The 20,752-nt window shown below is 64.9% G+C and carries 16 protein-coding genes and 1 pseudogene; 6 read left to right on the plus strand and 11 right to left on the minus strand.

What is annotated here, in order from left to right:
- Nucleotides 1-74: 74 nt before the first annotated feature.
- Nucleotides 75-1,007, plus strand: a complete 933-nt coding sequence (locus B2D37_RS07850; protein WP_079202176.1) for a LysR family transcriptional regulator — start codon at nt 75-77, stop codon at nt 1,005-1,007.
- Between the two features lie 62 nt (nt 1,008-1,069).
- Here the strand turns inward: B2D37_RS07850 and B2D37_RS07855 are convergent, their stop codons facing one another.
- The 4 genes from B2D37_RS07855 to B2D37_RS07870 form a co-directional block, all read right to left on the minus strand.
- The gene (locus B2D37_RS07855) at nt 1,070-2,089 is read right to left on the minus strand and encodes a LacI family DNA-binding transcriptional regulator (protein ID WP_079202177.1); all 1,020 of its coding nucleotides are present in this window, start codon (nt 2,087-2,089) and stop codon (nt 1,070-1,072) included.
- Between the two features lie 115 nt (nt 2,090-2,204).
- Nucleotides 2,205-3,218, minus strand: coding sequence for a TRAP transporter substrate-binding protein (locus tag B2D37_RS07860; RefSeq protein WP_079202178.1), 1,014 nt, complete (start codon nt 3,216-3,218; stop codon nt 2,205-2,207).
- Between the two features lie 102 nt (nt 3,219-3,320).
- Nucleotides 3,321-4,598, minus strand: coding sequence for a TRAP transporter large permease (locus tag B2D37_RS07865; RefSeq protein WP_079202179.1), 1,278 nt, complete (start codon nt 4,596-4,598; stop codon nt 3,321-3,323).
- A 63-nt stretch (nt 4,599-4,661) separates the two neighbouring features.
- Nucleotides 4,662-5,798, minus strand: coding sequence for a gluconokinase, GntK/IdnK-type (locus B2D37_RS07870; RefSeq protein WP_079202180.1), 1,137 nt, complete (start codon nt 5,796-5,798; stop codon nt 4,662-4,664).
- 274 nt (nt 5,799-6,072) lie between these two features.
- On the opposite strand from B2D37_RS07870, the gene B2D37_RS07875 reads away from it, so the two are divergent.
- The 3 genes from B2D37_RS07875 (at nt 6,073) to B2D37_RS07885 (ending at nt 7,864) form a co-directional block, all read left to right on the plus strand.
- Nucleotides 6,073-6,477, plus strand: a complete 405-nt coding sequence (locus B2D37_RS07875) for an MbcA/ParS/Xre antitoxin family protein (RefSeq protein ID WP_079202181.1) — start codon at nt 6,073-6,075, stop codon at nt 6,475-6,477.
- A complete protein-coding gene (locus tag B2D37_RS07880; protein WP_079202182.1) occupies nt 6,474-7,148 on the plus strand; it encodes an RES family NAD+ phosphorylase in 675 nt (224 codons plus the stop codon). The genes B2D37_RS07875 and B2D37_RS07880 overlap by 4 nt, the downstream gene beginning before the upstream one ends.
- A 68-nt stretch (nt 7,149-7,216) precedes the next feature.
- Entirely contained in the window at nt 7,217-7,864 is a 648-nt protein-coding gene (locus B2D37_RS07885; RefSeq protein ID WP_079202183.1) for a DUF502 domain-containing protein, read from the plus strand.
- 58 nt (nt 7,865-7,922) lie between these two features.
- On the opposite strand, the gene B2D37_RS07890 is transcribed toward B2D37_RS07885, so the two are convergent.
- The 7 genes from B2D37_RS07890 to B2D37_RS07920 form a co-directional block, all read right to left on the minus strand.
- Nucleotides 7,923-9,050 carry an acyl-CoA dehydrogenase family protein gene (locus tag B2D37_RS07890; protein ID WP_079202184.1) on the minus strand — a complete coding sequence of 376 codons (1,128 nt, stop codon included), beginning with the start codon at nt 9,048-9,050 and terminating at the stop codon, nt 7,923-7,925.
- Between the two features lie 14 nt (nt 9,051-9,064).
- Entirely contained in the window at nt 9,065-10,258 is a 1,194-nt protein-coding gene (locus B2D37_RS07895) for an acetyl-CoA C-acyltransferase (RefSeq protein ID WP_079202185.1), read from the minus strand.
- Between the two features lie 240 nt (nt 10,259-10,498).
- Nucleotides 10,499-11,266 carry a 3-hydroxyacyl-CoA dehydrogenase gene (locus tag B2D37_RS07900; RefSeq protein WP_079202186.1) on the minus strand — a complete coding sequence of 256 codons (768 nt, stop codon included), beginning with the start codon at nt 11,264-11,266 and terminating at the stop codon, nt 10,499-10,501.
- Nucleotides 11,267-11,282: 16 nt separating this feature from the next.
- Nucleotides 11,283-12,932 carry an acyl-CoA synthetase gene (locus tag B2D37_RS07905; protein ID WP_079202187.1) on the minus strand — a complete coding sequence of 550 codons (1,650 nt, stop codon included), beginning with the start codon at nt 12,930-12,932 and terminating at the stop codon, nt 11,283-11,285.
- A gap of 163 nt (nt 12,933-13,095) precedes the next feature.
- A complete protein-coding gene (locus B2D37_RS07910) occupies nt 13,096-14,133 on the minus strand; it encodes an AraC family transcriptional regulator (RefSeq protein ID WP_079202188.1) in 1,038 nt (345 codons plus the stop codon).
- A gap of 22 nt (nt 14,134-14,155) precedes the next feature.
- Complete coding sequence (locus tag B2D37_RS07915) at nt 14,156-15,835, minus strand: AMP-binding protein (RefSeq protein ID WP_079202189.1); 1,680 nt, start codon at nt 15,833-15,835, stop codon at nt 14,156-14,158.
- A 242-nt stretch (nt 15,836-16,077) separates the two neighbouring features.
- Entirely contained in the window at nt 16,078-17,028 is a 951-nt protein-coding gene (locus B2D37_RS07920) for a LysR family transcriptional regulator (RefSeq protein ID WP_079202190.1), read from the minus strand.
- 248 nt (nt 17,029-17,276) lie between these two features.
- On the opposite strand from B2D37_RS07920, the pseudogene B2D37_RS07925 reads away from it, so the two are divergent.
- Nucleotides 17,277-18,979: pseudogene (locus B2D37_RS07925) on the plus strand (AMP-binding protein).
- A 99-nt stretch (nt 18,980-19,078) separates the two neighbouring features.
- Nucleotides 19,079-20,587, plus strand: a complete 1,509-nt coding sequence (locus B2D37_RS07930; RefSeq protein ID WP_079202191.1) for a CoA-acylating methylmalonate-semialdehyde dehydrogenase — start codon at nt 19,079-19,081, stop codon at nt 20,585-20,587.
- Nucleotides 20,588-20,752 lie beyond the last annotated feature (165 nt).

Below are 20,752 nucleotides of genomic sequence, written 5' to 3' on the forward strand. Positions count from 1 at the left end.
CTATTCTCAGCGTGTATAAACATTCATCACCGATATATGATCCACGGATCCCGACAACTCTAAGCGAGCGCGGAATGAATCTGAACAAGGTCGACCTCAACCTCTTTATCGTCTTCGATGCCATCTACACCGAGGCCAATCTGACCCGTGCCGGGCAGATTGTCGGCATCACCCAGCCGGCCGTGTCCAATGCCCTCGCCCGCCTGCGCGAGACCTTCAACGACCCTTTGTTCGTGCGCACCGCCCAGGGCATGGTGCCCACGCCGATGGCGCAGAACATCATCGCCCCGGTGCGCAGTGCCTTGCAGCAGCTGCGCATCTCGGTGCAGGAAAGCCGCATCTTCAATCCGGCCGAGGCCAACAAGACTTACCGCATCAGCATGACCGACCTTACCGAGGCGGTGGTGCTGCCCTCCTTGTTCCAGCGCCTGCGCCGCCTGGCGCCGAATGTCAGCCTCGAGAGCATGCTCGCCCGCCGCCGCGACACCACCAAGGAACTGGCCGCGGGCCGCCTCGACTTTGCCGTCGATGCGCCGCTCAACACCGATCCCCAGGTACGTCACGTCAAGATGATGGAAGACCGCTACGTCTGCGCCATGCGCAGGGGCCACCCCCTGGCCAAGGACAAGATCAGCCTGGACGAATACCTGTCACTGACCCACATCCAGATTTCCAGCCGCCGCAGCGGCCTCGGCTATATCGACCTGTCGCTGGGCAAGATCGGCTTGAAACGGCGGGTCGCCCTGCGCTCGCAGCATTACCTGATGGCCTCCACCGTGCTGCATAGCACCGACATGGTGATCACCGTGCCGGAACGCTTCGCCCGGCGTAACGACCTGCATTACATGGAGCTGCCGGTCAACGACGTGCCGGCCCTGGAAACCCACCTGTACTGGCACGAGAGCACCGACCAGGACCCGGCCAACCGCTGGATGCGCGAACAGATCATCGAGATCTGCCAGCATGTCATCGCCCAGGAAAAGAAACTCGAGAAAGCTTCAAGTTAACGCTGTAAGCCATTGATAAAAAAGCCCCGAATTCGGGGCTTTTTTATCAGCAGTGAACCATCTCAGGCGCTATCGCGCAGCACCAGTTCGAAGCCTACATCGATGCAGTGCGTGGCCGGCTGCTCGCCGCGCATCAGGGTCAGCAGCATTTCCCCGGCCAACTGACCGATACGACCACGGATGGTCCGCACGGTGGTCAGCGCCGGATGCACCCAGGCGGCGGCCGGCAGGTCGTTGAAACCGGCGATCGCCAGGCGTTGCGGCACCGCCAGATCGAGCTGACGCGCGCGAAACAAGGCACCCAGGGCCAGGTCGTCATTGTTGAAGAACACCGCGTCTATCTCTGGGTGTTGAGCCAGTAGGCGGTCCAACAGATTGGCGCCCAGGCCGATGGACGACAGTTCCGGGGTGAGCAGTTCCAGGCTCGGGTTATAGCGCCCGTGCGCCTGCATGCACTGCCTATAGCCCTCGGCACGCTGCAGGGTGCGCGGGTCGAGCTGGGCGGCGGCGAAGGCAATATGCCGGTAACCACGCTCGATCAACGCGCCGGTCATGGCCGCGCCGGCATCCAGTTGCGAGAAGCCGACGCAGTATTCGTCCTCGGCATCGCTCAGCCCCATCATGGTGACGATCGGGCCGCGGCAACCGCCAAGAATTTCGCGCGCCGTGTCGCTGCGCTCGAAACCGGTGAGTAGCAGACCGGCCGGCTGATGCGCCAGATAGGAACGGAGCAAACGCTCGTCTTCTTCGGGCCGATAGTGGCTGACCCCGATCATCATCTCGAAGCCGGCAGGCATCAGCACCCGCTGGATCGCCTCGACGGTGTCGACGAATACCGAGTTGGACAGCGATGGAATCAGCACCGCCACCAGGTTCGATTTGGAGCTGGCCAACGCCCGCGCGGCTGGGTTCGCCACATAGCCGAGCTCCTTGGCCGCCTGCATGACCTGCGCGCGCAGCGCATCGGAAACCCGCTCCGGTTGCGACAAGGCGCGCGAGGCGGACATCAGCGAGCAGCCAGCGGCTTTGGCCACATCGGACAGGGTGACGCGTTCGGCGGAGCGACGACGACGTGGGCTCATGACTACTTCCCTGGAAAAGGCAGGCGATTCTAGCAGCGACTAGCTGTTGTAGGGTGTGCGGGGCCGCCGAGGCCGCGCGCACCCGGCAAAGCATGCCAGATGCGCGCCGCACGGTTCAGTTTTCGGTCTTGGCCAACTCGGCCTGCACCTGGTCGAACAGCGGTTGGCCGACGGTGTCGATCACCTGCTGGATCGCCGGCTTGGCCCGCTCGCGCATGCGCTGCACCTCGTCATCGCTGATCTGGTTGACCTGCATGCCGTTTTCCTTGAGTTGCGCCAGCGCCTTGGCCGCTTCTGCGCGGGTGTCCTGACGCTCGAAGCCGCGAGCCTTGATCGCCGCGTCCATGATGATGCCCTGCTCGGTCTGCGACAGGCCATCCCACCAGCGCTTGGACGCCGTGACGATCCACGGGCTGTAGACGTGGTTGGTCACGGTCAGGTACTTCTGCACCTCGAAGAACTTCGACGAGAGGATGGTGTTGAAGGGGTTTTCCTGACCATCCACCGCCTTGGTCTCCAGCGCGGTGAACAGCTCGGAGAACGGCAACGGCACGGCGTTGGCGCCCATCAGGTTGAAGGTCTCGAGGAACACCGGATTAGGCATCACGCGCAGCTTGATCCCGGAGAAATCCTCCAGTTTGGTGATCGGCCGGGTGTTGTTGGTCATATTGCGAAAGCCGTTCTCCCAGTAGACCAGGCCGACCAGGCCCTTCTCTTCCAGCTTGTCCATCACCTGGCGTCCGACCGGGCCGTCCAGCACTGCATCGGCCTGCTGCTCGCGGGTGAACAGGAACGGCGTATCCCACACCGCCATTTCCTTGGTGATGCCGACCAGGGTGGCGGTGGAACCAACCATCATTTCCTGGGCGCCGCCGATCAGCGCGCTTTGCATCTGGTCGTCCGAACCCAGGCTGGCCGCGGCGTAGGTGCGCATCTTCAATTTGCCTGCGGAGGCCTTGCCGACTTCCTCGGCGAACAGCTTGGCCGCCCGGCCCTGGTTGCTCTGTTCGTTGAGGCCGTAGCCGAAGCGAATCATTCGCGAGCGGACTTCATCGGCCTGCGCGGTCAGCGTGGCCAGCGGGCTCAACAGCATGGCCGCAGCCAGAACGGTGATCAGTGGACGTTTCATCAGCAAGTGCCTCTTATTGTTGTGAGAAGTAAAACGGCTATTTTTCTGCAACCTACTACGCGATGCCCGCCGGCTTGCCAGCGGGCGTGGAAAACCACGGCGTCAGCGCAACCATGCCAGCGGCACCGTGACGATGGCCGGGAAGGCGATCAGCAGCGCGACTATGCCCAGGTAAATCAGGAAGAACGGCATCACCCCGCGCACCAGGATTTCCATGCGCAGCCGACCGATACCGCCGACCACGTTGAGCACGGTGCCCACCGGCGGGGTGATCAAGCCGATGGAGCCGATCAGCACGAACATCACGCCGAAGTACACCGGATCGATACCGGCCTTGACCGCGATGGGGGCCAATACCGGTGCCAGAATCAGGATGGTCGGGGTCAGGTCGAGGACCATGCCGACCGCGACCATCAACAGCATGATCGCCACCATCAGCAGATGCGGATGGTTGAGCAGCGGCCCGAGCATGACGCCGATTTCCTCGGGCAACTGGGCCAGGGTCACCATATAGGCCGACACCGTGGCCGCCGCGCAGAGGAACATCACCGAGGCGGTGGTGCGACTGGCACGGGTCATGGTTTCACTCAGCGCCGCCCAGCTCAGCTCGCGATAGAGCAGCGTCGACACCGCCAGGGCGTAGACCGCCGCCACCACCGCCGCTTCAGTCGGGGTGAAGATGCCAAAGCGCAGGCCGCCGACAATGATTACCGGCAGCATCAGCGCGGCGGCGCCGTCCACCAGTGCGTGGCGGCGTTCGGCCTTGCTCGCCTTGGGCGGAGTCGGCTCGGTGAAACCGCGGGCGATCAGGGTCCAGGCGAAGATCAGACCACCGCCCATGATCAGGCCCGGCACCAGGCCGGCCATAAACAGCTGACTGATCGAGGTATTGGTCACCACGCCGTAGATCACGAAGGGCATTGACGGCGGAATGATCGGCGCGATGATGCCGCCAGCGGCGACCAACCCTGCCGAGGAGTGCAGCGGATAACCACGCTGACGCATCATCGGCAGCAACAGGGTCGCCAACGCCGCAGTATCGGCCAGGGCCGAGCCGGACATACTGGCCAGCAATACGGACGCGGCGATCGCCACATAGCCCAGGCCGCCACGCAGGTGGCCGAAGTAGGCCTGGGCCATGTTGATGATGCGCCGGGAAATACCGCCGGCATTCATCAGCTCGCCGGCCAGGATAAAGAAGGGTACGGCCAGCAGCGGAAAACTATCGGCCCCGGCGAGCAGGTTCTGCGCCAGCAATTGCACGTCCCAGAACTGCAAGTACCACATCAGTACCGCGCCGGTAAGAATCAAGGCGAAGGCAATGGGCATGCCGAAGGACATGAAACCCAGGAGTGAAGCAAGGAAGACAGCGACGGTCATCAGCGGGTCCTCGGTGGGCAGTGCCCGATCTTGTTATCTAATGAATGCAACGCGAAAAACCGCTCAATCAGCCGTGACATTGGCCAGCGCCGCAGCCTGCTCGGCCGGTCGGCGCCAGACGTTGACCAGTTGCACCAGCGCCAACAGCGCCAGCACCGCCATGCTGGCCAAAACCGGCACCATCGCCAGCACCACCGGGTAGCCGACCACCGTGCTGTGATTGCCCCAGCCGTACTGCACCTGACTCCAGGCGCCCATGGCCGAGAGCAGACTGGCGCCGATCACCAGCAGCCAGCTGAGCGAGTCAACCAGGCGGCGAATGGCGTTGGGGAAACGGTCGCGAATCATGCGGAAGGTCATCAGTTCGCCGCGGCGCATGCTCGAGGCCACACCGACGAACACCAGCCAGACGAAAGCCAGGCGCGACAGTTCCTCGACACCGGCCCAGCCAGTGCCGAAGGCATAGCGCAGCACTACGTTGATGAATACGGCGGCCACCATAAAGGCCATCAGTGCAGCCATCAGGCCGTCGGTGAGGCGGTCGAACAACTGCGCCAAGCCGCCGCCGTAGATAGGTTCGGCCGTTAGTTGCGGCGCATGGTTAGCGCTATCAAACGGCTGCGAAGAAAGATCCACTTGCGCCTCGATCTCCTCACCCGTGGCGTCACGGCGTACCCAGGCACACACCTGCGCAACCACTTCGGCGCGGCTCTGCGCGGCGCTGACGCTGAATACATGGGCTTCGTCGAGGGGCGACTCAAGGGTACTGAATTGACTGTCGACCAGCGAGATTGGCATGAAATGCCCGGGGCGGGCACCAACCCGCTGCAAGGCGGTGGTCCGATCAATATCCAGGTGGGCGAACTGCAAACCCGGCACGGCGGCGCGCAGGCGCTCGCGGTAGATGCGTTTGAGCGCCGAACAGGCGAGCACAAAGCCTTCACCCTTAGCCTGCGCGGCCTGCATCTCGGCGCTCAACGCATCCAGCCAGTGAATGCGATCGTCATCGGTGAGCGCAGTACCGGCGCGCATCAGCTCGACGTTGGCCTCGGGATGGAAATGATCGGCTTCGATATGCCGCCAGGTCAGCTCGCTGGCCACGGCCTGGCTGATTTCGCTTTTGCCGGAGCCACTCACACCCATGACCACCAGGGTGCGGCGTGCCGGATTAACGGCGGTGGCAGGATTGACTGTCTGCATGGGTTCTCCAGGGCGCCATCGGCGTGGGGCCGCTCATTGCTTGAACCGATGTTAGCGCTAACCAAAGTGTTCGACAAGCCTCGTTCAAAACAATTATTGAAAAGCTGCCGAGCGGCACTGACACACCATATAGGTTCATCAAAAACGGCTGCGGCTTATCGCCCAGGACTCGGCCAGGCTGGACTCAGGTGCGCTGCGGGTATTTGACGAGGCGTTGCCACGACTCCACATGAAGACTAGTATTGAAAATAAGTCTACAAATGGAGAAGCCAGCATGACTGCTACCGCGCAACGCAACGCTCCAGCCCTCGACCTCGAATCGACCAAGGCGGGTCAGGTCGCCCTGAAATTCTTCTTCAACCTGATGAACAAGTGGCAGTGCTCGGTCGAGGAGCAGATGGTCCTGTTGGGCTCGATTGGCCGCAGCACCCTGTACAAATACCGGCAACTGCCGGAAGTGCGCCTGCCCCGCGACACCATGGAGCGAGTCTCCTACCTGATGGGCATTCACAAGTCGCTGCGCATCCTGTTCGGCGACAAACCCTCGACCTATGAATGGGTGAGAAAAGCCAACAGTGAGGCGCCGTTCAACGGCAACAGCGCGCTCGAGCTGATGCTCGCCGGCGGCGTGGTCGACCTCGCCGACGTGCGCCGCTACCTCGACGGGGTCAGGGGTTGAAGCAGACCCTGCCCGCCTGGCCGCGGGCCTATCGCCTGGTCTCCAGCGCCTTTCCACCAATCTCGGTGTTCGAAGATGTGCTGGATGCCGCCGACCTCGAACAGGCTTTCCTGATCGAGGGCCTGACCAACGACCGCCTGCGCGAAGAAGCCGGCCTGCTCGCCCATGTGGAGCCAGCAGACCGGGTCAGCGGCCCCGGTTCGTCGCCGCTGATGGCCGCCTTCACCCATATCGGCGCGGTCAGCCGCTTCACCGCCGGCCAGTATGGCGTCTACTACTGTGGCGACAGCCTGCACACCGCGGTGGCGGAAACCCGCTACCACCGCGAGCGTTTCCTGCGCGCGACCCATGAACCCAGCCTGGAACTGACCCTGCGTGCCTACGTCTGCCGGGTGGTCAAAGCGCTGGATGACATTCGCCAGGGTCACGAACACCTGCACAACCCGGACCCGGCCGCCTACCCGATCGCCCAGCGTTTCGCCGCTGAGCAGCGCAAGCTGGGTTCCTGGGGCCTGCTTTACCGCAGCGTGCGCCACCCTGAAGGTGAATGCGCCGCCCTGTTCCGCCCGCCGGCGGCGAGCATTCCGCACCAGGGCGTGCATCTGCGTTACGTCTGGGATGGCAAGCTGCAGCGGATTAGCGACGTCTTCACCCTTAAAACCATCGCCTGAATGTGCAGTCCACTCACATGCCCTGCGCAGCTGTCTGCCTGCTACCGCCACTCGACCGGATCTCACCCATGATCAAGAAAAGCGCCAACGCCCTCCTCGCTACCTGGCTAACCGGCTTGATCGTCTTGCTGCCGCTGGCCTTGAGCCTGACGCTGCTGTCCTGGATAGTCAGTTTGTTGAACCGGGCAATCGGGCCGTCCAGCTATATCGGCCAGGTGTTTTCCAGCATGGGCCAGCCATACGCCAGCAACACCTACCTGGCGTACACCCTGGGTACTGCGGCACTGCTGATGGGCATCTATGCCCTGGGCCTGGGCGTACAACTCGGGCTACGCCGCCCGCTGCAATGGTTGACCAACCTGACCCTGCGGCGTATTCCGTTGTTCGGCAAGCTGTACAACCTGGCGGACCGCTTCGTCGACCTGCTGGAGAAAAAGGAAGGGGCCGACATCAACGCCATGAGCCCCGTCTGGTGCCTGTTCGGTGGCGATGGGGTCGCCGTGCTGGCGCTGATGCCCAACCCACAACCCATTGATATCGATGGCCGCAGCTATTACGCCGTCCTGGTGCCCACCGCGCCCATCCCCATCGGCGGTGGCCTGCTCTATGTGCCGGTGGAATGGGTCAAGCCAGCCAATATCGGCGTCGACGCCTTCACCAGTATCTATCTGTCCATGGGTATCAACCCGCCGCCGCAGAGCCCGCGCAAAGCCTAGCGAGCAGCCCCGTGCGACGCATTGGCGCACGAGGCGACCTGACAGGCGATACAGCCCGCTAGAGACTGCGCGCGATCACCAACCGCTGCACGTCGCTGGTGCCTTCGTAGATCTGGCACACGCGCACGTCGCGGTAGATGCGCTCCAGCGGGAAGTCCTTGAGGTAGCCGTAGCCGCCGAGGGTCTGCAGCGCCGCCGAGCAGACCCGCTCGGCCATCTCCGAGGCGAACAGCTTGGCCATCGATGCCTCGGTCAGGCACGGCAACCCGGCTTCGCGCAGGCTGGCAGCGTGATGGACCATCTGCCGCGCCACGGCGATCTGCGTCGCCATGTCGGCCAGGCGGAACGCCACGGCCTGGTGTTCGATGATCGGCTTGCCGAAGGTCTGCCGCTCATGGGCGTAGTCGCGCGCCGCCTCGAACGCCGCGCGGGCCATACCGACTGCCTGGGCGGCGATGCCGATGCGCCCGCCCTCCAGATTGCCCAGGGCGATGCGGTAGCCCTGACCCTCCTCGCCCAGGCGCAGGCTGGCCGGGAGGCGCAGCTCATCAAGCTGGATCTGGCAGGTGTCCGAGGCATGCTGGCCGAGTTTTTCCTCGACCCGCACCACCGAGTAGCCGGGCGTATCGGTGGGCACGATAAAGGCACTGATGCCCTTCTTGCCGGCCGCCGGATCGGTCACGGCGAAGACAATCACCATGCCGGCGTGGCTACCTGAGGTGATGAACTGCTTGCTGCCATTGAGCACATAGTGCTCACCGTCCCGACGGGCGCGGGTGCGCAGGTCGCTGGCATCGGAACCGGCCTGGGGTTCGGTGAGGGCGAAGGCGCCGAGCATCGTGCCTTCGGCCAACGGCATGAGGAAGCGCTGCTTCTGTTCCTCGCTGCCGTATTTCAGGATCGGCATGCAACCCACCGAGTTGTGCACGCTCATGATGGTCGAGCAGGCACCATCGCCAGCGGCGATTTCCTCCAGGGCCATGGCGTAGGCCAGGTGGCCGGTCTGCGCGCCGCCCCAGTCTTCCGGCACCAGCATGCCCATGAAACCCAACTGGCCCATCTCGGCGATGGCCTCGGCGGGGAAACGGTGCTCGCGGTCCCACTCGGCGGCAAAGGGTTTCAGCCGCTCCTGGGCGAACTGGCGGGCCATGTCGCGGATCTGCAGGTCTTGTTCAGAAGGAATCATGGGGCTCTCCCGGTTCAGTTGAGCAACTCGATGGCCATGGCTGTGGCTTCGCCGCCGCCGATGCACAGCGAGGCGACGCCGCGCTTGAGGCCGTATTGCTGCAAGGCGCTGAGCAGGGTCACCAGCACCCGCGCGCCGGACGCGCCGATCGGGTGACCGAGGGCGCAGGCGCCGCCGTGCACGTTGAGCTTGTCGTGCGGGATGTCGAGGTCGCGCATGGCCGCCATCGGCACCACGGCGAAGGCCTCGTTGACCTCGAACAGGTCGACCTGGCCGATTTCCCAGCCGGTGCGCGTCATCAAGCGCTGCAGCGCGCCGACCGGCGCGCTGGCGAACAGGCCTGGCGCATGGGCGAAGGTGGCGTGCCCGCGGATCGCCGCCAGTGGCGTCAGACCGCGCTTCTCGGCTTCGGACAAGCGCATCAGCAGCAGCGCGGCAGCGCCATCGGAGATCGAACTGGCATTGGCCGCGGTCACCGTGCCGCCCTCACGAAAGGCCGGTTTGAGGGTCGGAATCTTGTCCGGGCGGGCCTTGGGCGGTTGCTCGTCACTGTCGATCAGGCGCAGTTCGCGGCCGGACTTGGCCTCCACCGCGACTATCTCTGCGCCGAAGCGGCCCTCGGTCATGGCCTGCTGTGCGCGGGTCAGCGAGGTGATGGCGAAGGCGTCCTGCTGCTCGCGCGTAAAGCCGTAAGTCTGCGCGCAGTCCTCGGCGAAGCTGCCCATCAGCCGGCCCTTGTCGTAGGCGTCCTCGAGGCCGTCGAGGAACATGTGATCGAGCACCCGGCCATGGCCCATGCGGTAGCCGCTGCGCGCCCGCTCCAGCAGATAGGGCGCGTTGGACATGCTCTCCATGCCGCCAGCGATCACCATTTCGGCGCTGCCGGCGAGCAGCAGGTCATGGCCGAGCATCGCCGCCTTCATCCCCGAGCCGCACATCTTGTTCACCGTCGAGCACACCGTGCCCTGGCTCAGGCCCGCGCCCAGTGCCGCCTGGCGCGCCGGCGCCTGACCCTGGCCGGCCTGCAACACGCAGCCCATGATCACCTCGTCCACCGCGTCGCAGGCCAGGCCCGCGCGCTCGAGGGTGGCGCGGATCGCCGCGGCGCCCAGTTGCGCGGCGGTGACCTCCTTGAAGTCGCCGAGGAAGCCGCCCATGGGCGTGCGTGCGGCGCTGACGATGACTACCGGATCCTGTTGCTTGCTCATCTTTGTTGCCCTCATCGCCGGGTTTCGCTGCGCGTTACCCGATCTGTCTATGGCCCGATAACACTCACTATCGAGCCCTTACCATAGTTGGACCGTTTTATCTGGCCATGTGCAAAGGTTGCGCTGCCGTGGAGATAGCATTGTTGTGGGAGCGGATTTCTCGGCGAAATTCGCGGCTGAAGCCCCTTCCACGAAAGGCGCGCCTGAGGCCCATCCGCGCGCCATAAAGGTTTGAAAACGCTATTTCGCGGCCATGCGCAAGGCGCCATCCAGCCGGATGACCTCGCCATTGAGCATGGGGTTTTCGATGATGTGCCGCACCAGCGCGGCGTACTCATCCGGCCGGCCCAGGCGCGGCGGGAACGGCACGTTGGCGGCGAGGGAGTCGCGCACCTCCTGCGGCATGCCGGCCATCATCGGCGTCTCGAAGATGCCCGGGGCGATGCACATCACGCGGATCCCCGAACGCGCCAAGTCGCGCGCCGCCGGCAGGGTCAGGGCGGCCACGCCACCCTTGGAGGCGGCATAGGCGGCCTGGCCCATCTGCCCGTCGAAGGCGGCGACTGAGGCAGTGTTGACGATCACCCCGCGCTCGCCCTGCTCGTTCGGCTCGCCCTGAGCCATGGCCTCGGCAGCCAGGCGCAGCATGTTGAAGCTACCGACCAGGTTGATCTGGATCACCCGACTGAAGCTGTCCAGGCCATGGGCGCCGTTACGCCCGAGAATCTTCTCGGCTGGCGCCACGCCGGCACAGTTGACCAGGCCATGCAGGCCGTCGAAGGCCTGCAGCGCAGCGGCCACCGCGTGGCGACCGTCGGCCTCGCGAGTGATGTCGGTCTGCACGAAACGCGCGTTAGCACCCAGCTCCTCGGCGCGGGCCGTACCGGCTTCGGCGTTGATGTCGGCGAGCACTACCTTGCCACCCTGCTCGACCAGCGCACGGGCAGTGGCCAGGCCCAGCCCGGAGCTACCGCCAGTGACTAGAAATACTCGGTCTTCGATACGCATGTTTGCGGTTCCTTGTTCAGTTAGCGGCCGCCTGGGCCTTGGCGATTTCCTGATTGCGCAGGAGAAAGCGCTGGATCTTGCCGCTCGGGGTCTTTGGCAGCTCGTCGACGAATTCGATCTCGCGCGGGTAGGCATGTGCCGACAGGCGCTTGCGCACGTACTGCTTGAGCTCCTCGGCCAGCGCGGCATCGGCGCGAAACTGCGGCTGCAGCACGACGAAGGCTTTGACCAGCTCGGTGCGCTCCGGGTCCGGCTTGCCGATCACCGCCGCCTCGATCACCGCCGGATGTTCGATCAGCGCGCTCTCCACGTCGAAGGGACCGACCCGGTAACCGGAGGTGGTGATCACGTCGTCGCTGCGGCCGACGAAGCTGATGCTGCCGTCTTGGTTCAGCTCGACGGTGTCACCGCTGAGGTAGTAGTCACCGACGAAGGCCTTGGTCGGCATGCCCAGATAACCGGGAAACCAGAACAGCGGCGAGCGCGGCCGGTCCAGCGCGAGAATGCCCGGTTGGCCGGCCGGCAATTCGCGCTGCTGTTCGTCCAGCACCACCACGCGATGCCCGGGAATGGCGAAACCGGCGGCGCCAAGACGCACCGGGTGCGCCAGGGCATGGTGGTTGCACAGCACCATGCCCAGTTCGGTCTGGCCGTAGTGGTCGTGGATAGTGGTGTCCAGGCCATCGGCGAACCAGCGGATCACCTCCGGGGTCAGCGGCTCGCCGGCGCTGCTGACCGCGCGCAGGCGCCCGCGGAGCAACGGCTCGACCTGTTGCTTGGCGGCCAACAGCAGGCGGTAAGCGGTGGGCGAACCGGCCAGGTTGCTGATGGCGTACTTGCGGATGATCCGGCAGGTGCTCTCCACCGTAAACGGCCCTTCGTAGAAGGTGGTCGGGTGGCCCATGGCCAACGGCCCGGTCACCGCATAGTAGAGGCCATAGGCCCAGCCCGGATCGGCCAGGTTCCAGAATGCGTCTTCGGGGCGCAGGTCGACCGCCTCGCGCATATAGCCGACGAAGGCCAGGATCGCCTTGAGCGGCACCGACAGCGGCTTGGCCAGCCCGGTGGTACCGGAGGTGAACATCATCAGGAAGGGGTCTTCGGCCGAACGCAGCACCGGCTCGAACTCGGCCGAGTGGCGCTCCAGTTCGGCCCAGAAACTGAAGTCACCGCGCTGGATGCCCTGGCCCTTGGCGCCTGCTACGGTGACCTGCAGCGGTGCGTCCTCGACCTCGTCGAGCTTGCCGCGGTTGGCCGCATCGGTCACCACAACCTTGGCGCCGGAACCCTGCAAGCGGTGCTCGATGGCCTTGGGACCGAACGCGGTGAACAGCGGTTGGTACACCGCGCCCAAGCGCCAGGTGCCGAGGATGCAGATCAGCAACTCGACGTTGCGCGGCAGCATACCCGCCACGCAATCGCCGGGGCCCACGCCCTGGGCCTGGAGGAAGTTGGCGAAGCGCGCCGCCTGCTCCTGCAGTTCGCAAAAGGTGTAGCTGGCGCTGCTGCCGTCGCGGCCTTCCCAGAACAGCGCGACGCGCCCCGGCAAGGCGTGCCGGTCGCAGCATTCGACACAGGCGTTGAGGGCGTCGAGGGAACCCGCCAGGGTAGTGGCGGCCGTGCTGGGCAGATCAAAGTCGCGGGCAGCGCTCAGGTAATCCTGCATGGCGGTGACTCCTAGTTTGTTGTTGTCCCGGAATAGTCGCGCCGCAGGCTGGCGGCGACAATGTCGACAGGCGTCTATCGGCCTGAGCAATTTGGACAACTGGACTCAGAGGCTGTGAAAATATCGAGCGCCGTCGCAGTAGGTGGGAGTTTTTCACAGCCTCTCAGGTTGGGGGCTGCTGCTCGGGATGCATCAGCGCGCGATACTGCCCCGGAGTGGTGCCGGTCCACTTCTTGAACGCCTTGTAGAAGGCGCTGCTGTCGGCAAACCCCAGTTCGAAGGCCAGCTCGGTGAAGTTGCCCGCGCCGCTGTCCAAGCGGGCGATGGCCTGGTCGCGCCGCACCTGGTCCTTGAGCCCCTGGTAGGACTGGCCTTCGAGGGCCAGCTTGCGCCGCAGGGTCGAGGCCGCCATGAAGAAGTGGCTGGAGAGCGCCTCGAAATCCGGCCAGCGCTCGGCCTTGAGGCTGCGCAGGTAGACCTTGATCCGCGCGGCATGGCTGCGCGGGTCGCGGTAGCGCACCAGGATGTTGGCCGGCGCGCCGGCGAGGAAACGCTTGAGCTCGCGTTCGCTGCGCCGTAGCGGTTGCTCCAGGCACTCGGCATTGAACAGCAGACGACTGCGCGGCCGGGCGAAGCGCAAATTGCTGCTGAACATCACCCGGTAATCCTCGAGATAATCCGGCGCCTGGCAGTGCAGCTCGACCGCCAGGATCGGGATACGTCGTCCCGCCAGCCAGCAGGCCAGGCCATGCACGATCATCCACAGGGTGAAACAGCCGAACGCCCGGCAGGCTTGCCCCGCGGGCTCGTCGATGACGATCGCCGCCATCCCGCCCTGACGCTCCAGGCGCGGGGTCAGGCCATCGAAGACCAGGCCGAGAAACGCCAGGGCACTGTCCAACGCCGCGCCCAGGGTCGGCTCGCGCGACGCGGCGCGGGCCATGAAGGCGTAGCTACCGGACTTCATCCGCCGCGGGTTCATGCCGAAGAATTCGTCGTCCATCGCCTTGGCCAGCGCCAGCCACAGCCGCGCATAGGCCTGCGCAGGCACCCGCGCATAGGGTTTGTTGAGCAATTCCACGGCGATCCCGGCCTGGCTCAACAGCGCGGCGCAGTCCTGACCCTGGGCGCGCCACTGCTGCAAGGCCTCGCCGACCAGGCGCACGGAGATGGTGCCCTTCTCGACCGCGGCCGCCGTCATGCCCACTGCATGCTCGCCGCCATCAGCTGGCGCCCTGCTCCAGCTCCGCCTGCATCAGCTCGCGTATGCGAAATTTCTGCACCTTGCCGGTCACGGTCATCGGGAACTGGTCAACGAACTTGAAGTAGCGCGGCACCTTGAAGTGGGCGATGTTGGCCTTGCAGTAGGCGCGCAGCGCCTCGGCGTCGCAGGTGTGGCCCGGATGCAGTTGCACCCAGGCGGCGATCGCCTCGCCGTACTTGGCGTCGGGCACGCCGATCACCTGCACGTCGGCCACCGCCGGGTGGCCGAAGAGGAATTCCTCGATCTCCCGCGGATAGACGTTCTCGCCGCCGCGAATGATCATGTCCTTGCTGCGCCCGACGATGCTCAGGTAGCCCTCTTCATCCATCACTGCCAGGTCGCCGGTATGCATCCAGCGTGCCGGGTCGAGGGCCTCGGCGGTGGCCTGCGGGTTGTTCCAGTAACCGAGCATCACGCTGTAGCCACGGGTGCACAGCTCGCCGACCTGCCCGCGTGGGACGATGCGTCCCTGCTCGTCGATCACCTTGCTTTCCAGGTGCGACTGAGTGCGGCCGACACTGCTGACCCGACACTGCAGATCGTCATCGGCGGCCGTCTGGGTCGACACCGGGCTGGTCTCGGTCATGCCATAGGCGATCTGCACCTCGGCCATGTGCATCTCGCCGATTACCCGCTTCATCACCTCGATCGGGCAGGTGGCGCCGGCCATGATCCCGGTGCGCAGGCTGGACAGGTCGAACTCGGCGCGGCGCGGGTGATCCAGCTCGGCGATGAACATGGTCGGCACGCCGTACAGCGCCGTGGCTTGCTCTTCCGCCACTGCCAACAAGGTGGCCTGCGGCTCGAAGCTCGGCGCCGGGTAGATCATGGTGCTGCCATGGGTCAGGCAGCCGAGGTTGCCCATGACCATGCCGAAGCAGTGGTACAGCGGCACCGGAATCACCAGCCGGTCGTGCTCGGTGAGGCCCAGGCTCTCGCCGACCAGGTAACCGTTGTTGAGGATATTGTGGTGGCTGAGGGTGGCGCCCTTGGGCGAGCCGGTGGTGCCCGAGGTGTACTGGATATTGATCGGCTCGTCGAACTGCAGCAATGCCTGGCGCTCGGCCAGTTTTTCCGCAGAGACCTTGCGGGAAAGGCCCGCCAGTTCATGCCAGCAGAGGAAGCCGCCCGGCGCCTGCGCGGCCAGGCTGATGACCCCGCGCAACGCCGGCAGGCGCGGGCTGTGCAGCGCGCCCGACTGACTGGCGGCCAGTTCCGGCAACAGTTCGACCAGCATGGCGTGGTAGTCGGAGCTCTTGAAGGCATCGGCGCTGACCAGCCAGCCGCAGCCGGAGTGCTTCAGCGCGTACTCCAACTCGCTACTGCGATAGGCCGGGTTGATGTTGACCAGAATCGCGCCAATCTTGGCGCTGGCGAACTGAGTAATGCACCACTCGGCGCAGTTCGGCGCCCAGATGCCGACCCGCTCGCCGACCTCGACGCCCAGCGCCAGCAAGGCACGGGCACAACTGTCGACCTGTTCGGCCAGCTCGGACCAGGAGTAGCGCAGGTTCTGGTGGCGCACCACCAGGGCCTCGCGCTCGGCGAAACGCGCCACAGTGTCATCGAACGCCTGGCCGATGGTCATGGCCAGCAGCGTCTTGTCCTGCGCGCCACGGGTATAGCTGGAGTGATTCATGGCTTGCCCTTCTTGTGCTTGTAATGGGGTGGCCTACAGAGCTTAGAAGCCCCTGCGAGAATCCAGCCTTATCCTTACGTTAACGGCAAGCTATAGCAAGGCCGCGCCGGTCGTCCAGTCACCCATTGGTCGTATGGATCACGCGCCCGTAGCGCCGCCGGATGCTCACCTTGCAAGGGCGTAGCACCACCGGAATCGCAGCGCTGGCGCAGCCGGAACCCGCAGAACCGCTGTCCGCAGGCTCAGTCCATGGCCAGGTAATGCATTTCGCTCGACTCCCCCATCAGCAACGGCCGATTGAGGTCGGCACAGGCGCGCAGGTACTCGGCGGCCAGGGTCACGCGCTTGAGCTTGCGCAGGTCTTCGCTGTAGGAGAGCCAGAACTGGCGAATGATGTCGACTTGATCCGGCAACACTTCGCACAGGCGCGGATCCGGCCCGGCCAGGAAGCTCGGCAGAATGGCCATGGCCCGTCCTTGCAGGGTGGCATGGTACTGGGCAATCACACTGGTGCTACGCAGGTGGCTGGTCGCGCCGGGGAGCAGGTCGTTGAGGTAGAGCAACCTGGAGCTGAACGCCAGATCGTCGACGTAGGTGACGAAGGGGTGGTCAGCCAGGTCCTCGCGCGTGTGGATCGGCGCATGGCTGGCCAGGTAGCCGGGCGTGGCGTAAATGCGCAGGCGATAGTCGCATAGCTTGGAGCAGACGTAGGGCCCGCGCTCCGGGCGTTCCAGGGTGATGGCGATATCCGCCTCGCGCCGCGACAGGCTGACGAAGTGCGGCACCGGCAGGATGTCCAGGGAGATGTGCGGGTAGCGCTCGAGGAAACCACTCATCTGCGCGCTGACAAACCAGCAGCCGAACGCTTCGGTGCTGGCGATGCGCAGGTGTCCGGAAAGCCCCAGGCGGGTGCCGGACACCTGTTCGCAGGCAGCCAGCAAGGTGCTTTCCAGGGTTTCCGCGTAGCCCAGCAGGCGCTGGCCCTCCACGGTCAGGGCAAAGCCGGTCGAGCGCGATTTCTCGAACAACAGGGCCCCGAGGCTCTGCTCCAGGGTGCGGATACGCCGCGATACCGTGGTGTAGTCCACCCCCAGGCGCCGGGCCGCCGCACTGGCGGTGCGGGTACGCGCCACTTCGAGGAAGAACCGCAGGTCGTCCCAATTGAGCTTGTCGCTAACCATATTTTTTTGCATATGCACTCGTCTATTTCTAAGAGTGGTCGCCGTAAATATGCACACATATACCCCGCGCCAACTGCCTTGGCGAGGCCAAGCTGCTAGATGCCGGGTCGGCTGAGCCCCAACAGTCATTATATTTTTGCATATCCATTCGGTTAATTTGCGCCTTCTTACTGCGCAAACGCCTATCTATACTCGATGCACAAGCCTGATCGAGCTGGGCATCAGGCCAGTCCCTACAACAACAAAACAGGGCCAGAATCATGAATAGCAACTGCCTCCCCTTTCTCGCTGCCCGCGACTTCCTGCTGGCCAACCGCAGCGACTATGCCACCGCCGTGCGCGATTTCCGCTGGCCACAACTCGACACCTTCAACTGGGCGCTGGACTATTTCGACAGCATGGCCGTGGGCAACCAGGCCCCGGCACTGTGGATTGTCGAGGAGGACGGCAGCGAGCAGCGCTACAGCTTCGCCGAGCTGGCCGAGCGTTCCAATCGCGTGGCCAACCACCTGCGCGAGCTGGGCGTACGCCGCGGCGAGCGCATCCTGTTGATGCTGGGCAACCATATCGCCCTGTGGGAAACCATGCTCGCGGCCTTCAAGCTCGGCGCCGTGGTGATCCCGGCCACCGCCCTGCTCACCGCCGAGGACCTGCGCGACCGAATCGAGCGCGGCGGCGTGCGCCACCTGGTGGTGGGCAGCAACCATACCGACAAGTTCGCTGAGCAAGCCCTGGGCTGCACACGCATCTGCGTCGGCGCGGCAGTCTGCGGCTGGATCAATCACGCCAGCGCCGCCGACTGTGCCAGCCAGTTCCACGCCGACGCCCTCACCCAGGCCAGCGACCCGCTGCTGCTGTATTTCACCTCCGGCACCACCAGCAAGCCGAAGATGGTCCTGCACAGCCACCAGAGCTACCCGGTTGGCCACCTGTCCACCATGTACTGGGTTGGCCTGCAGCCGGGCGACCTGCACCTGAACATTTCCTCGCCGGGCTGGGCCAAGCATGCCTGGAGCTGCTTCTTCGCCCCGTGGAACGCCGGCGCCTGTGTGTTCATCCATAACACTGCGCGGTTCAGTGCCCCGGCGCTGCTCGAGGTGCTGGAGCGCTACGGCATCACCAGCCTGTGCGCGCCGCCCACGGTGTGGCGCATGCTGATCCAGGAAGACCTGGCCGGCTGCCGCGAGCGTCTGCGCCTGCGCGAACTGGTCGGTGCCGGCGAGCCGCTCAACCCGGAGATCATCGAGCAAATCCAGGAAGCCTGGGGCCTGCCGTTGCGTGACGGTTTCGGCCAGTCGGAAACCACCGCGCTGGTTGGCAACACCCCCGGCCAGCCGCTCAAGCCCGGTTCCATGGGCCGGCCGTTGCCCGGCTACAGCGTGTGCATGCTCGACCCGGATGGCCAGCCTGGCAACGAAGGCGAAGTCGCCCTGCCCCTGGCCCCCATCCGCTGGGCCTGATGCTCGGATACGAAGACAGCGCGGAGAAGACTGCCGAAGCGATGCGTGACGGTTTCTACCGTACCGGCGACACCGCGGCCATCGACGCCGACGGCTACATCACCTTCATCGGCCGCGCCGATGACGTGTTCAAGGCCTCCGACTACCGCATCAGCCCCTTCGAGCTGGAGAGCGCGCTGATCGAGCACCCGGCGGTGATGGAAGTGGCCGTGGTGCCCAGCCCCGATCCGCTGCGCCTGGCGGTACCCAAGGCGTTTCTGATCCTGGCCCACGACCAGCCGGGCAGCGCCGAACTGGCCGAGAACATCCTCGCCTTCGCCCGCGAGCACCTGGCGCCCTACAAACGGGTGCGGCGCATCGAGTTCGTCAGCGAACTGCCCAAGACCATCTCCGGCAAGATCCGCCGGGTGGACCTGCGCCAGATGGAGCTGGAGCGCCGCCAGGGCGACACGCGCGGGCCGCAGGAACACTTCGAAGAAGACTTCCCGCAGCTCAAGGGCTGAACCGGGCCGGCGCGCCGGCCCAGCCAACTACCCCCCGCCCACTCGGCCACCGGCGCCGAGGGGGCGCACTCGACCTACGACAGCAGACAGGACCCGAATATGACCGCTTCCACAGTTCCCAGCGTCAAGCTGCTCATCAACGGCGAATTCGTCGAATCCAAGACCACCCAATGGCGCGACGTGGTCAACCCGGCCACCCAGGAAGTCCTGGCGCGTGTGCCCTTCGCCACTGCCGAGGAAATGAACGCCGCCGTGGCCAGCGCCGCCGAAGCCTTCAAGACCTGGCGCAAGACCCCGATCGGCGCCCGTGCGCGGATCTTCCTCAAGTACCAGCAACTGATCCGCGAGAACATCAAGGAGCTGGCCGCCCTGCTCACCGCCGAGCAGGGCAAGACCTTGCCGGACGCCGAGGGCGACGTGTTCCGCGGCCTGGAAGTGGTCGAGCATGCCGCCTCCATCGGCAACCTGCAGATGGGTGAACTGGCCAACAACGTCGCCAGTGGCGTCGACACCTACACCCTGATGCAGCCACTGGGCGTGTGCGCCGGCATCACCCCGTTCAACTTCCCGGCAATGATCCCGCTGTGGATGTTCCCCATGGCCATCGCCACCGGCAACACCTTCGTCCTCAAGCCGTCCGAGCAGGATCCGCTGGTAACCATGCGCCTGGTCGAGCTGGCGCTGCAGGCCGGGGTACCCAAGGGCGTGCTCAACGTCATCCACGGCGGCGTCGACGCGGTGAACCTGATCTGTGACCACCCGGACATCAAGGCCGTGTCCTTCGTCGGTTCGACCAAGGTCGGCACCCATGTCTACAACCGCGCCACCCAGAACGGCAAGCGCGCACAGTGCATGATGGGCGCGAAAAACCACGCCATCGTCCTGCCCGACGCCAACCAGCAGCAGACCTTGAACAGCCTGCTGGGCGCCTCTTTTGGCGCCGCCGGTCAGCGCTGCATGGCCCTGCCGGTGGTGATCCTGGTCGGTGAAGCGCAGGCCTGGCTGCCGGAGCTGATCGAACGAACCAAGACCCTCAAGATCAATGGCGGCACCGAGCCTGGCACCGACATCGGTCCGGTGATCTCCTGCGCGGCCCTGGAGCGCGTCAACGGCCTGATTGCCAGCGGCATCGAAGAAGGCGCCACGCTCGAACTGGATGGACGCAACCCGAGCGTGCCTGGCTATCAGGACGGCAACTTCGTCGGCCCGACGATCTTCTCCGGCGTCACTGCGCACATGTCGGTGTACCGCGAAGAAATCTTCGGCCCGGTGCTCTGCGTCATGCATGCTGCCAACCTCAACGAGGCGATCGAGATCATCAACGCCAACCCGAATGGCAACGGTACCGCGCTGTTCACCCGCTCCGGCGCTGCTGCCCGGCACTTCCAAGAAGAAATCGACGTCGGCCAGGTGGGCATCAACGTGCCGATCCCGGTCCCGGTCCCGCTGTTCTCCTTCTCCGGTTCGCGCGGCTCCAAGCTCGGCGACCTGGGCCCCTACGGCAAGCAAGTGGTGACCTTCTACACCCAGACCAAGACGGTCACCCAGCGCTGGTTCGACGAGGACGACAGCAGCGCCGTGGTCAACACCACCATCACCCTCAAGTAACCAATCGCCGGTCAAGAGAGCCTGTTCACGATCTCGCGAGCTAGAGCCATGCAAGGCGAAAGCAGGCGAGGAAGCGGAGTTTACGAGCTGTAAATGAGCATTCCGACTGGGCTCGCACCCGAGCCTGTTTTTAACGCAGCAGGGCCGACGCGCAGCAGATCGTGA

Origin of the sequence: Pseudomonas sp. CC6-YY-74 (assembly GCF_002025205.1) — a bacterium.
In the GTDB taxonomy this organism is placed as follows: domain Bacteria; phylum Pseudomonadota; class Gammaproteobacteria; order Pseudomonadales; family Pseudomonadaceae; genus Aquipseudomonas; species Aquipseudomonas paeninsulae.

Coding starts and splice junctions, on each gene's coding strand:
- B2D37_RS07860 (WP_079202178.1), bottom strand. CDS start 3,218: ATGAAACGTCCACTGATCACCGTTCTGGCTGCGGCCATGCTGTTGAGC.
- B2D37_RS07855 (WP_079202177.1), bottom strand. CDS start 2,089: ATGAGCCCACGTCGTCGTCGCTCCGCCGAACGCGTCACCCTGTCCGAT.
- B2D37_RS07905 (WP_079202187.1), bottom strand. CDS start 12,932: ATGCAGGATTACCTGAGCGCTGCCCGCGACTTTGATCTGCCCAGCACG.
- B2D37_RS07910 (WP_079202188.1), bottom strand. CDS start 14,133: ATGACGGCGGCCGCGGTCGAGAAGGGCACCATCTCCGTGCGCCTGGTC.
- B2D37_RS07890 (WP_079202184.1), bottom strand. CDS start 9,050: ATGATTCCTTCTGAACAAGACCTGCAGATCCGCGACATGGCCCGCCAG.
- B2D37_RS07920 (WP_079202190.1), bottom strand. CDS start 17,028: ATGCAAAAAAATATGGTTAGCGACAAGCTCAATTGGGACGACCTGCGG.
- B2D37_RS07915 (WP_079202189.1), bottom strand. CDS start 15,835: ATGAATCACTCCAGCTATACCCGTGGCGCGCAGGACAAGACGCTGCTG.
- B2D37_RS07870 (WP_079202180.1), bottom strand. CDS start 5,798: ATGCAGACAGTCAATCCTGCCACCGCCGTTAATCCGGCACGCCGCACC.
- B2D37_RS07930 (WP_079202191.1), top strand. CDS start 19,079: ATGACCGCTTCCACAGTTCCCAGCGTCAAGCTGCTCATCAACGGCGAA.
- B2D37_RS07850 (WP_079202176.1), top strand. CDS start 75: ATGAATCTGAACAAGGTCGACCTCAACCTCTTTATCGTCTTCGATGCC.
- B2D37_RS07865 (WP_079202179.1), bottom strand. CDS start 4,598: ATGACCGTCGCTGTCTTCCTTGCTTCACTCCTGGGTTTCATGTCCTTC.
- B2D37_RS07895 (WP_079202185.1), bottom strand. CDS start 10,258: ATGAGCAAGCAACAGGATCCGGTAGTCATCGTCAGCGCCGCACGCACG.
- B2D37_RS07875 (WP_079202181.1), top strand. CDS start 6,073: ATGACTGCTACCGCGCAACGCAACGCTCCAGCCCTCGACCTCGAATCG.
- B2D37_RS07900 (WP_079202186.1), bottom strand. CDS start 11,266: ATGCGTATCGAAGACCGAGTATTTCTAGTCACTGGCGGTAGCTCCGGG.
- B2D37_RS07885 (WP_079202183.1), top strand. CDS start 7,217: ATGATCAAGAAAAGCGCCAACGCCCTCCTCGCTACCTGGCTAACCGGC.